Source organism: Collinsella sp. OM07-12, from assembly GCF_003438275.1.
Classification (GTDB): Bacteria; Actinomycetota; Coriobacteriia; order Coriobacteriales; family Coriobacteriaceae; genus Collinsella.
This window is the reverse complement of the sequence record NZ_QSTQ01000013.1, coordinates 59,888-71,849: the sequence shown is the minus strand read 5'-3', so window position 1 is coordinate 71,849 and position 11,962 is coordinate 59,888. Positions and strand designations below refer to the sequence as shown.

12 protein-coding genes are annotated in these 11,962 nt (G+C 59.4%); 5 read left to right on the top strand and 7 right to left on the bottom strand.

Going from position 1 to position 11,962, the window contains the following annotated elements:
* Window positions 1-108: 108 nt before the first annotated feature.
* Both DXB98_RS06215 and DXB98_RS06210 read right to left on the bottom strand, forming a co-directional pair.
* Entirely contained in the window at window positions 109-528 is a 420-nt protein-coding gene (locus DXB98_RS06215; RefSeq protein ID WP_117743513.1) for a flavodoxin, read from the bottom strand.
* 46 nt (window positions 529-574) lie between these two features.
* A complete protein-coding gene (locus DXB98_RS06210; protein ID WP_117743512.1) occupies window positions 575-1,300 on the bottom strand; it encodes a DUF3793 family protein in 726 nt (241 codons plus the stop codon).
* A 131-nt stretch (window positions 1,301-1,431) separates the two neighbouring features.
* Between DXB98_RS06210 and DXB98_RS06205 the strand changes: the two genes are divergently transcribed.
* Entirely contained in the window at window positions 1,432-1,839 is a 408-nt protein-coding gene (locus DXB98_RS06205; protein ID WP_117743511.1) for a heavy-metal-associated domain-containing protein, read from the top strand.
* Here DXB98_RS06205 and DXB98_RS06200 read toward each other — a convergent pair.
* Complete coding sequence (locus tag DXB98_RS06200) at window positions 1,826-2,293, bottom strand: hypothetical protein (protein ID WP_233502234.1); 468 nt, start codon at window positions 2,291-2,293, stop codon at window positions 1,826-1,828. The two genes, DXB98_RS06205 and DXB98_RS06200, sit on opposite strands and share 14 nt — an antisense overlap.
* Complete coding sequence (locus DXB98_RS06195; RefSeq protein ID WP_233505109.1) at window positions 2,286-3,791, bottom strand: DNA repair protein; 1,506 nt, start codon at window positions 3,789-3,791, stop codon at window positions 2,286-2,288. Before DXB98_RS06195 ends, DXB98_RS06200 begins: the two co-directional genes overlap by 8 nt.
* Before the next feature lie 238 nt (window positions 3,792-4,029).
* On the opposite strand from DXB98_RS06195, the gene DXB98_RS06190 reads away from it, so the two are divergent.
* The gene (locus DXB98_RS06190; RefSeq protein WP_158567363.1) at window positions 4,030-4,554 is read left to right on the top strand and encodes an iron-containing alcohol dehydrogenase; all 525 of its coding nucleotides are present in this window, start codon (window positions 4,030-4,032) and stop codon (window positions 4,552-4,554) included.
* Window positions 4,555-4,753: 199 nt separating this feature from the next.
* A complete protein-coding gene (gene pgi / locus DXB98_RS06185) occupies window positions 4,754-6,448 on the top strand; it encodes a glucose-6-phosphate isomerase (RefSeq protein WP_117743509.1) in 1,695 nt (564 codons plus the stop codon).
* A 142-nt stretch (window positions 6,449-6,590) separates the two neighbouring features.
* Here pgi and DXB98_RS06180 read toward each other — a convergent pair whose 3' ends face one another.
* From DXB98_RS06180 to DXB98_RS06170, 3 genes are all read right to left on the bottom strand, one after another.
* Window positions 6,591-7,895 carry a VirD4-like conjugal transfer protein, CD1115 family gene (locus tag DXB98_RS06180; RefSeq protein WP_117743508.1) on the bottom strand — a complete coding sequence of 435 codons (1,305 nt, stop codon included), beginning with the start codon at window positions 7,893-7,895 and terminating at the stop codon, window positions 6,591-6,593.
* Window positions 7,888-8,505, bottom strand: a complete 618-nt coding sequence (locus DXB98_RS06175) for an ATP-dependent Clp protease proteolytic subunit (RefSeq protein WP_117743507.1) — start codon at window positions 8,503-8,505, stop codon at window positions 7,888-7,890. The genes DXB98_RS06180 and DXB98_RS06175 overlap by 8 nt, the downstream gene beginning before the upstream one ends.
* A 63-nt stretch (window positions 8,506-8,568) precedes the next feature.
* Window positions 8,569-9,459 carry a hypothetical protein gene (locus tag DXB98_RS06170; protein ID WP_117743506.1) on the bottom strand — a complete coding sequence of 297 codons (891 nt, stop codon included), beginning with the start codon at window positions 9,457-9,459 and terminating at the stop codon, window positions 8,569-8,571.
* A gap of 789 nt (window positions 9,460-10,248) precedes the next feature.
* Between DXB98_RS06170 and deoC the strand changes: the two genes are divergently transcribed.
* Both deoC and DXB98_RS06160 read left to right on the top strand, forming a co-directional pair.
* Window positions 10,249-10,923 carry a deoxyribose-phosphate aldolase gene (gene deoC / locus DXB98_RS06165; protein WP_117743505.1) on the top strand — a complete coding sequence of 225 codons (675 nt, stop codon included), beginning with the start codon at window positions 10,249-10,251 and terminating at the stop codon, window positions 10,921-10,923.
* Between the two features lie 149 nt (window positions 10,924-11,072).
* The gene (locus tag DXB98_RS06160) at window positions 11,073-11,915 is read left to right on the top strand and encodes a Cof-type HAD-IIB family hydrolase (RefSeq protein ID WP_117743504.1); all 843 of its coding nucleotides are present in this window, start codon (window positions 11,073-11,075) and stop codon (window positions 11,913-11,915) included.
* The last annotated feature ends 47 nt before the right edge of the window (window positions 11,916-11,962 follow it).

Genomic DNA, 11,962 nt, shown 5'->3' with positions numbered 1-11,962 from the left:
CCCTAAGAGCAAACCACCCTTTTTAAGGGTGGTTCTGATTTGGGCATGAGCGACTGTTGTTGTGCGGTGCTCGGCTGTCAGTTGTCTTGCGACTTTCTGACGGCTTCGTTAGGGCAGCTCCGCTCCCAGGGCCTTGCAGGCCGCCTCGCCCTCATCGTCGGGCGCATCGTAGCAAATGACGGAATCGACGACGTTGACACCTGCCTCGTCGGCATCTGCCTTCCAGTTGTCCATCCATTCGCCCTCGGCCCACGAATAAGAGCCAAAGAGGACGACCTTCTTGTCGTCGAGAATTTCCTTGACTTCATCCCACATCGGCTGGAACTCGTCGTACTCAAGCTCCTCGGAACCCATGGCGGGGCAGCCGAAGGCAATGGCGTCATAGCTGGCGGCCTTGTCTGCGGAGAAGTCGGCGCAGGAGATGACCTCTGCCTCGGCGCCGGCACCGGTTGCGCCCTCGGCAACGAAGTTTGCCATGGCCTCGGTGTTGCCCGTACCGCTCCAGTAGACGACGGCGATCTTGCTCATATGTTTTCCTTTCGGTTGTGCGGCGTGCGGCCGTGTTTTGTATGCTCTATCGGGTTGCCTGGACAAGTTGTCCCAGGGTGCAGCCCTGTTGATAGATGTAGGTAAGGTATTGCGTGCATGCGCGATAGGAATCGAAGGTCGTGAGCGCCTGCTCAACGTTTGTGTATACCTTCCATGCGCCAAAGACCTTATAGTTTTCGCCATGCTGGACGATGAACTGATGGACGTCGTCGTAGGGGTATCCCAAAAAGTAGCCAATTTCGTGGGGGAACTCACAGGTGCAGCTGTTATTGCAGCGGGCTTGATGGTCCAATGCACACCGTGCCTGGTCGCAGGCGCATTCCGCGGCGTTAGTGCTCGCGAGCGCGATGCGTGATGCCAGGCGTGCGAGACATATTGGCAGATTGTCGGTGTCGTAGCCCTCCTTGGCGAGCGCCGTTTTGGCGCGCGGGTCCGCAAGGTATGTGGCGAGGCTATGGGGCCGATATGCGTACACAAGCGCCCCGCAGGGGCGCCAGACCAAAACACTCAGGTGGATGCCGAGTGGGTCGAGTTTGTGGTTGCACTGGGCGATGACGTTGAGCAGGCGTGCGCGTTGATCGGCGATCGGCGCGGTCGCACTCGAGCCATCCTGATGGGCATAGATGCCGGGATAGGTAAAGAGCGATGCCGGTTGATGCCTGCGAGGGTGGGGGAGCAGTTGCGCACGACTGCTGCCTGAAGCGTTGGAATGTCTATGGTTCGAGTCATGGTTCCCCTTTTGAGTCCTCACTTGTTAATCTAGGAAAACTTATACACAAAAGTAAGTCTAGGTAAACTAAAAAGTAAGAAATAGGAAACTATTTGATTGAACTGACATGAGCATGGGGTAAGATAGGCCCACCCCATGGGGGTATCTCTGATGTGGACTATAAGGAAAGGGAAGCGCATGGAAGATCTGCTTACCCTGCGAATATCATCGTACTGGCCGTAATTGCCGTCGGTATGTTCTTTGGACTGCGCCGCATTGTCGCATCGACGCGCGGCAAAAGCTGCTGCAGCGATGGCTCGAGTGGCAAAAAAGTTAAAAGGGTCGTGGTGGCCGATACCGACAAATCTCACTACCCCTACTGCGATGAGCTGCTCATTGGCGGCATGAGTTGTGATGGCTGCGCGCACAACGTTGAGAATGCCCTTAATGCGCTGCATGGCGTGTGGGCAACGGTGACGTTTGCGGACCACACAGCGCGCGTGCGCTCGAAGTATCCGATTGGCCGCGAGACGCTTGAGGCCGTGGTAAGGGGCGCGGGTTATTACGTCATGAGGCTCTAGTCGCTCGCATCGAGGCCGAGGCGTTCGATTGGGCTCGGCCGCGCAGCTCCACGTCTTGGATATCGTCGAAGTTAATGGCGATATCCTTAAGTTTGAGCAGCTTGAATGCGGGGAGCACTTCATCGAGAATGCCGGTACGGCTACGATAACCGTACGTATCGTAATAGGTGACGCGAACCAAGTCGCCGCGTTTGAGGCCCTCGAGCTTTTTCGAAAGCTCGAGGGCTTTTTCTTCCGTGAGTTCGCATTTGGGCTCGACAGTGATTTCTTGCTTGCGTACGAGCTCGTAGTATCCCGTGAGAGCGGCGAAGGGCATAAACTGCGCGGCGCGCCCGGCGCGAACGGCGCCGTTGGCGGTGAGTTTGGGGTCGGCGGAACGACGTCTTCCCTCGGGGTCCGCCAGGCGCTCAAATGGTGTCGGCGGCCGCATCGGTTGTTGTTGGGGCTTAGGCACGATGTCCTCCTACCTGATCGTTGCGCTCGCGTGCGGTGGCGCCGGCGGTAAAGCTCAATCCTTTGACCAGGGCGTTCTTGCCGTACTTGCCTTTCACGGCCAACACGGCGCGCGCCAGATCGCGTTCGCGCTCGTCGGCCTCGACGTTGCTGAACAGATCGACGGTAGCGAATTCCTCGGGCATGAGATTGCCAAAGCCCAGGTTGATGCGCTTGATCGGTCGTTTGGGGTCGACAGTCTGCGCCCAGAGCTCATCGAAGTAACCCATGATCTTCTTAAATGAATTGGTGCGCTCGGGCAGTTTTCGCGAGGCGTTGGAGTGTGCGAAGAGTGCGGCATAGCCACCGCGCGGTTTGCCGCCGTGTTCCCCCACAAAGATGCCGTCGATTGCCTGCGCCTCGCGCACCAGGCGACGCCGTTCGTCATCGCGCTGGACGGGCTTGGGCGCACGGGGCGCGAGTTCGGGGCCGGCGGTCGCGGTAGGCTCGATACCTGACGTGCTCGAGCGCAGGTGTCCGCATCCGTCTACATATTGCGCCGTGCCGCTGGCATCGAGTCGGCGTATGTCGGCTCGCTCGCTCGCGTAGCCCACGAAGAGCGAGATGCTGTCACACACCACGTGCTTATCGACCAAGTCCAGTACGGCGTTGTCGACCATCTCGCGCAAGACGGTGTAGGCCTGCTCGTAGGCATAGCCCTTTGAGAGCACCTGTCCTGTGGTGGTTGAGGTTGCCTGCGGGCGATAGGCTTGGATATCGGCGATGGTTGTCGGCTCGCGCCCGAAGGCGTGGTCGATGAGATATTCGGCATTGACGCCGAGTTCATCGTAAAGCAGGTTTTCGTCGAGCGCGGCTACGCCCATCAGGTCGTAGACGCCGTACTTTTCGAGCCGGGCCGCCACGCCGGGGCCGATACCCCAGATATCGGTGATGGGTCGATGCGGCCAGATCTCCTTGCGAAAGGTTTCGTTATCGAGTATGCCGATGCGGCTGGGTACGTGCTTTGCGGTAATATCGAGCGCCACCTTAGCCTGGAATAGGTTGGGGCCGATACCGACGGTGGCCGTGATGCCGGTGCGCGCGAGGACCTCGTCGCGCAACATGCAGGCGAACCCTTCGGCATCGGTGTGGTAGAGGTCTAGATAGGGCGTCACGTCGATAAAGCACTCGTCGATTGAATAGACGTGAATGTCTTGCGGGCTCACGTATTCCAGATAGATGCCGTAGATTTTCGCCGACACCTCCATGTAGTGCTGCATGCGCGGTACGGCCTTGATGTAGTCGATGCCGTCGGGAATCTCGAACAGACGGCAGCGGTTGTGTATCCCGAGGTCTTTCATGGCCTGCGTGATGGCAAGACAGATGGTCGTGCGTCCGCGCGATTCGTCGGCAACGACCAGGCACGTGGTGAGTGGGTCGAGCCCGCGGTCGACACACTCGACGCTGGCGTAGAACGTCTTAAGGTCGATGCAGATATAGGTATGCTGCTCGTGTTCCACGCGTGCCCTCCCATCAAACACATGTTCTTATCGAATACCTGTTCGATAATACCTGCTTGCGCGGACATCGTCAAAACCTGTCAAAAAGGGACTGGTTTGTTTTGGTAGGTATGGTCGTGCGGCTGCATCGGGTTTTTAACGCGGCTCTAAAGAGTGCGAAACAGCTCGGAAAACCTCGCTTCGTAGCATGGGCCTAACGATTGATACCGCCTATACGCACGGAGGGGTTGTGGGAAAGATGGTCAATTATGGGTTTGGTATGCCGACGCGCCTTGTTGCGGATGGAGACGTGGCTCGCTGGTGCGGACGATTGGTCGCTCACTACGGTGGCACCAAGGCGTTGGTCGTGCTGGGTGGCGACAAGCACGCGCGCGATGAGCTTGTCTCGGCGGCACTCGGCTCGCTTGATCGAGCTCTGCTCGAGCGCGTGCTTTTCCGCTGCGGCTCGGTTGAGGGCGACGGGGGAGACGAGCCGATCGACGAAGCCGTGGCCCTGGCGACCGACGAAGGCGTGGACTTTGTCTTGGCGATTGGCGATGCCGATACTGCCGGCTTTGCACGCGAACTCGCCCGTCGCATGGCGACGCTCGATGCCGGCGAAGACGGCTTTGTGCCTTATGGATGCATTGTCTCGGAGGGCAAGGTGCCTGCTGTCGTGGGCACCGGTGAGGTTCCGGTTTTTGCCATTATCGCGCCCGAACTGCTGGAGGGCATTGGGTCTCCTCTGCGTGAGCTGCTCGGCAGTGTGTGCGCCGCGGCCTAATATTTGCCATAAAGGGACGGGTTATTTTTGGTTGATAAAGCGTTTGACCTGCCAAAATAAACCTGTCCCTTTTTGGTCGGTTGCCGTTTGGGGGCCGATTGGCAACGCTCGCTGATTGTAGTCTTGACCTGCGCTAGAATAGTGGCATCTGAATGTCCGGGCGCATGGAGGCGTGCGCCCGTATGCTGAGGAGGACTCTATGGCAACTGTTGCCGCACCTATCGATGCTACGTCGACTGCCGCTTGGAAGGCACTCGAGGCCCATCAGGAGAAGCTCGAGGCCGAAGGTATCGACCTCAAGGCCTGGTTCGCCGCCGATGCCGAGCGCGTGAACAAGCTGAGCTTTGACGCCGGTGACCTGCACTTCGACCTGTCCAAGAACCTGGTGACCGATGAGACCGTCAAGCTCCTGTGCGATCTTGCTCGCGAGGTGAAGCTCGAGGAGCGCCGCGACGCCATGTTCTCTGGCGAGCACATCAACACCACCGAGGACCGCGCTGTCCTGCACACCGCGCTGCGCCGCCCGGCAAGCGAGAAGGGCCAGCTCATCGTCGACGGCCAGGACGTCGTCGCCGACGTGCACGAGGTCCTCGATCGCATGTATGCCTTCGCCGAGCGCGTGCGCTCCGGTGAGTGGAAGGGCGTTACCGGCAAGAAGATCGAGCACCTGGTGTCCATCGGCATCGGCGGCTCCGATCTGGGCCCGGTCATGGCCTACGAGGCCCTGCGTCCCTATGCCGACGCCGGTATCGACTGCCGCTACATCTCCAACATCGATCCCAACGATCAGGCCGAGAAGCTCAAGGGCCTGGATCCCGAGACCACGCTCGTGATCATCGTCTCCAAGACCTTCACCACGCTCGAGACCCTCACCAACGCCCGCGAAGTCAAGACCTGGATGCTCGAGCAGCTCAAGGCTCAGGGCGCCATCGACGGCTCCAATGAGCAGAACGCCGAGGCCGTGGCAAAGCACTTCGTCGCCGTCTCCACCGCACTCGAGAAGGTTGAGGCCTTCGGTATCGACCCGGCCAACGCCTTCGGTTTTTGGAACTGGGTCGGCGGCCGCTATTCCGTTGACTCCGCCGTGGGCCTGTCGCTGATCGTCGTGCTCGGCCCCGAGCGTTTCCAGCAGTTCCTCGAGGGCTTCCACGCCATCGACGAGTACTTCTGCAACACCCCGCTCGAGAACAACGCCGTCGCGCTGATGGGCCTGCTCAACGTCTGGTACGTTAACTTCTTTGGTTCCAAGAGCCACGCCGTGCTTCCGTACTGCCAGTACCTGCACCGTTTCCCGGCCTACCTGCAGCAGCTCACTATGGAGTCCAACGGCAAGCATGTCCGCTGGGACGGCAGCGCCGTGACCTCCGACACCGGTGAGATCTTCTGGGGCGAGCCCGGCACCAACGGCCAACATGCCTTCTACCAGCTGCTGCACCAGGGCACCGTGGTGGTCCCGGCCGACTTCATCGCCTTCGCCAACACTGCCAACCCCGCAACCGACAGCGGTCAGGATGTCCACGAGCTGTTCCTGGGCAACTTCTTGGCCCAGACCAAGGCGCTCGCCTTTGGCAAGACGGCCGACGAGGTGCGCGCCGAGGGCACGCCCGAGCAGATCGTCCCGGCTCGCTGCTTTGAGGGCAATCGCCCGACGACCTCGATCTTCGGCGATACGCTGACCCCGTTTGCACTCGGCGAGCTCATCGCCCTGTATGAGCACATCACGTTTGTCGAGGGCACGGTCTGGGGTATCGACTCCTACGACCAGTGGGGCGTCGAGCTGGGCAAGCAGCTTGCCAAGCAGATCACTCCGGCCTTCCATGACGACGCCGCCAAGGCCGAGCAGGACGCTTCGACCCAGGCACTCATCGAGTTCTACCGCGCGCATCGCAAGTAGTCGCTGCTGTTAACGTATCGCGCCTTATAGTCAGGGGCCCGTATCCTATCGGATGCGGGCCCCTTTGCTTTTGCCGTGGTCCCGGGGCGCACGGCCTTTGTGGAACATCGCCGGGGCGTCGCGCGCTGCGAGAACCCTGCGCCTAGATCTCGGCCTCCGCATGGCCTCGCTGCGCCTCGGGCAGCTCCCCGTAGAGCGGATGGTCTTCGAGCCTAAAGCGCTCGACCTGTTCGGGAGTGCGACCGCGTACAAAGAGCCACGAGCGATCGATCGGCGTCGCCATGAGCGTGCTGGGCAGCGCGTCGGCGCGGTCGGAAAACACCCGGGCGCTCTCGGGATCCTGGAACGCCAGCACCAGATGCGTGTCGCAGTTGCCCATGACGGAGCGTGCGCGTGCCTCGCCATAGAGCGCATCGAGCTGGTTGGTCGACTGCAGCAGCAGCGTTGCCCAGATGTTGCGGCTTCGGATAATCGAGAGCACGTTGTCGATCTGGGGGATCTGCAGATTTGCGAAGTCATCGAGCATAAAGCGCACGGGCACGGGCAGGCTGCCGTCGGGCTGCCTATCGGCCTCACGAATGAGGCCCATAAACGCCTGCGAAATAAAGAGGCCGGTCAGCGGATCGAGATTGCGGTCAATATCGCTCACGGTTACAAACAGGGCGCAGGGGGTGTGTCCCATGGAAGCGAAGTCCACCTGATGGCACTCACGATAGAGCTGTGCCGCACCGTCGAATCCCAGACACATGACCTTTTCGGCAAGGATGCCGACGATGCTCGCGTGCATGCGCTCGGCATTTTGCGTAATGGCGTAGCGCCGCCATAGCGAGAGGGCATAGCTTTGGGGGTCGGTCGTGATCAGGTCGTCAAACAATCGACCCGTGGCACCGTCCTGCAGGTGCTCGATCAGCTTGATGACCGAGCTGATCGTCTGCTCGTCGGCGGGTAGCTGTTCGGTGACGTAGGCGATAAGACACGACAGCAGGTTTGCCGCCGCATGATCCCAAAAAGGCTGGTTGTTGTCCTCGATGGGGCAGATGGCCTTTGCCACCGAGAGGATGTCCTGCTGGTTGGGCCTGCCGTCCGCCTTGCGGCGAATGTGCCTCAGGGGGTTGTAGCCGCAGCGCTCGATGCCGGGCGCAAGGGCCGGGACGGTGTTGAGGTCGGCGAAGTTGAGACATTGCACGCGGTAGCCGTGGGCTGCCAGCACGGGTCCCACTTCACGACAGAGCGTGCCTTTGGTGTCGAGCACGATGTAGCTTGCGTTCATTTGCAGCAGGTTGGGCTTGAGGACGTTTCGGGTCTTGCCGGCTCCCGAGGGGCCGATCACAAGTGCGTTGTTGTTGAGTCCCGTTTGGCGGGTGTCGCAGGAAAGCGTTCGATCCTTGGCGAGGATGGTGGACGATGCGGACTCAGATGCGGCGAGGCGGCTGGCGAGGTTAGACATGGGCGACCTCCTTGGTGGTCGAGAGGATTTCGTGGGCAAAGCCGAGCTCGACGGCGCGCTCGGCCGAAAGGTAGGTGTCTTTTGCAGTGAGGGACTGGATGCGCTTGGGCGTGAGGCCGCTGCGGTCCGAGAGGATTTGCGTGAGGGTCTTGCGGGTCTCCATGAGACGCCGGCTGGTTTCCTGCAGCGCAAGTGCCGAGCCGCCTGCCCCCTGGGGGATCAGCGGGTCGTGAATCATGAGCTCTGCATGGGGCGCCATACGGCGATCGTCGCCGCCCATAAAGATCACGGCGCCCATGGACGCGGCGAATTCCAGACAGACGGTGCGGATGGGGCACGATGCGAGGCGCATGGCGTCATAGATCGCAAGGCCCGATCGCACGCTTCCGCCGGCGCTGGCGACAAATATGGTGATGGGGCGGCTGGGGTCGGTGGCATCGAGCAGGCGGATCTGCTGGCATAGGTCGTGGGCCATCGGGGTTTCGATGTTTCCCATGACGGAGAGCTCGCGACGGGCGAGCATCTCATCGTAAATGCTGGTGAGCGTGATACCTCGGGCGGATTCACGCATGGTGAGGGGGCTGATGATGGGGGAATGATTGGTGTCCATGAGGACTCCTTTCTGTTGGTTGTGTTGTGGAATAGGATTGTTGCCCGCGGAGGGGCTGGCGGGCTACAGGGTTCGTCCGAGCCTGAGATCGAGCTCGGGTGTTGGGCAGGCTGCCTGTTCGTGCGGCTCGCAAGCGCCAAGGGCTCCAAAGCGATAGAGCGTTGCGGCGGGCGTGGTGTAGGCGAGCCGCAGCTGATGCTCGACAGGGGCACATCCGTCATTTTTGTAATGAGCCGCGTAGTACTGCGCGATGCTGGCGTTCATCTCGCTGCCATTGCGATGGCGCTCAAACTGGCGTCTGCAGGTCTGGATGATCTTTGCTACCGACTTGGGTGCCGTCGCGGGAACAAGGGCGAGATAGCCCTCAAATAGCTCGTTGATGCTCAGGAGGCACAGCAGGTCGATCAGCGTCCTTATGGCTGCTCCCTCGGCGGAAAAGTGCGCGGTCATGCGGTTATATCGGTTGCGGTCGACGATGGCCGCATGGGGTCTTGGAGTTTTCTGCCCCGTGGTCCCGGGCTTTTGCCGCGCCTGTGTATTGAGCTCGACGTTGCAGCGCTTGAGGCCGTCCAACGGAAGGAACAGTGCGGTGCGCAGGGTGTTCCGCTTGCTTTCGAGTTCATGACGCTCGTCGGGTTCCCATTCGAGCTTGAGTTTCGTGTCGAGCGCCGTAAGCATATGGGCTAGGCAGCCTACGGTAAGAACGTACGAATCGTTGTCGCGTTTTGGGGCATAGGGGTCTGTCAGCTTGCGAATGTCGGGGTCGCCCATGATCTTTGTGCAGCGCTTCAGCAGTTGAGGGTGGTCGGCCAAGATCGTCGCGAGCGGTAGCGACGCGTAGTTCTTGATGGTCGCGGCGGCAAAGGCAGCGTCATATTCGTTTGCATATGCTCGCTCAATGCGGGCATCCAGAATGCTTTTCTTATCTCCGTCTTCAGCGTGGCGGTTTGTCATAGCTTCTCCAATCGGTTGATGTTCGTGCTGTCTGTTGATGTGTTGGTTGTCGTGAGTGATGTGCTTGCCGTGGGTGATGTGCTGACGTTGGGGTGCTATGCGGTTTTCAATGAGCCCGTGAGGCAGTTGCTGCAGGGGCGGGATGGAACGGCCCATGCAAGGCGGAAGGCATCGTGCTCAAAATCGAGACAGCAATGCCCTAGGTGCCTCACATGTGGCAGTTACCTCATTAAGTTGTCATTGCGTTTGGGGTTGTACTTTGCCGATCTTCCTTCTCTTACACGCTAAAACTCAAACTTCATATGCTCGATCTACTTAAAACCGCAACGGCGGCCTTTTATCAACTTATATGTCGGAACGCGTCTTTGCAAGTACTTTTTTGCGTTTGTTTCAAATGGGGTGGTTTTGCAACCGTCACGCGCCACGCTATGCGAACGTGCCCCGGCTCGGATAAGATGGTGCGATCGAGTTCTACCGCGCTCACCGCAAGTAGTCTTTGTTGCTGAGATAGGTCATGGCCGAAAGGGGCCCGTATCCCAACAGATACAGGCTCCCTTGCTCTTTAAATGGGCATGAGGGTGTATTGAGGGGGATGTCTTGAGGGGGGGGGTGCCTGGCTGTCGGCATCCGCATGCGGCGCCATTCGCTTTCCGTAGATATACTTCTACAGCTAATTTCATACCGCTTGCCGGAATGCGGACGCTGTCCTTGCGTATCGGGCGTACATTGAACGTGGTATTTCGCGTGAAACCACAAATCGGTTGTCGGTCCTGAACAAGGAGGCCCAGCATGACGCTTGCCAAACCCATCAATAAATACATCGACTATATCGACGCTCCCGAGGACACATTTGAGCAGTATGTCGAGAAGGCGCTAAAGTACAACTTCCGTTGTGTATTTGCGAACCTGCAGGAGTACGAGACGGGTCGCGCAATGCTCGAGGGCTCTGACATTATCCTTGCCGGTGCTATCGACTTTCCCCAGGGCACTATGACGCTTGAGGAGAAGCTTGCGAGGTTTGAGGAATACGCTGCGTGCGGCTTTACCGAGATTGACTACGTTTTGAATCAGGAGTCGGTCGAGAACCGCGATTTTGATGCCATCGAGCGCGAGATGACTGCCATTGCTGATTTTTGTCGCGCGCATGGCATCACTGAGAAGGTGATCGTCGAGATGTGCAAGCTGGACGGCGACGATGCCGCCAAGCACCGTGTGTGTGAGATTGCGCTGGAGGCTAAGCCGGGATTCCTTAAGACATCGACTGGCAGAAGCTTTGGCGGCGCTAAGCTCGAGGACGTGCGGCTGATGCACGAGGTGCTCGGCGATTCCGTGGCAATCAAGGCGGCGGGCGGTATCCATAATTACGAAGAGGCTTGCGCATTCATCGAGGCCGGCGCTAGCGCGTTGGGTGCATCGGCGGGCATTGCGATCGTCGAGGGTGCACCGACGGAGGAGCGTCGTTAGCAGGCGAATTTGACCTGAGCGATAAAGCTTCACGACCACGCGTCGTTCATGTTCGGGACAATATGACTTTTTACCCGTTGCAGACAGAGCTGCCGTGGGTGTTCTGTATGATGGCTCAGACAAGGTTGTTCAATGACAGGGAGGCACATATGGCAATTAAAGCCATCGCAATGGATATCGACGGTACGCTTACCAACGATCAGAAGGTGATCAGCCCGCGTACGCGCGAGAAGCTGCTCGCGGCACAGGAATCGGGCATTAAGCTCATCTTGGCTTCGGGTCGTCCCGCCTGGGGTCTTCGCGCCCTGGGTCAGGAACTCGATCTCCACAACCACGATGGCCTGCTGGTCGCCTTTAACGGTGCGCACGTGGTCGATGCCCAGACCGATGAGGTGCTGTTCGACCAGGCCATGCCGGTCGACGAATTGCATCGCCTAATTGACCATCTTCGCAGCTTTGACGTGATCCCTATGATTTCGCTCGGGCGTGACCTGCATGTAGAGGACTCGTATCGCTGCATGATTACGCTGCCGGACGGCTCGCAGAAGAATATCGTCAAATACGAGCGCGACGCCTGCGATCTTAAGATTCGCGAAGTCGAGAGCCTTCATGAGGTGGCGGATGCCTATTCGGTGGACAAGCTACTCACCGCGGGCGATCCGGCCTATCTGCAGGCGCATCACGAGGAGATGTACGCGCCCTTTACCCAGACGCTGTCGGGTATGTTTACGGCTGACTGGTACTTTGAATATACGGCGCCCGGCATCGACAAGGCTCGTGCGCTCGAGGGTGCCCTGCCCAAGCTCGGCATCGATGCCAGCGAGGTCGTATCGTTTGGCGACGGCCAGAACGACAAGTCCATGATTGAGTGGGCCGGCACCGGTGTTGCCATGGGCAACGCCGTCGATGAGGTTAAGGCTGTGGCCCAGATGGTGACCGCCAATAACAACGAAGACGGTATTGCGGTGGCGCTGGATAAGCTGCTGGGTTAGAATCGCCGATTAATGCATGGTTCGGGCGCCTGCTCGCGGGCGTCCTT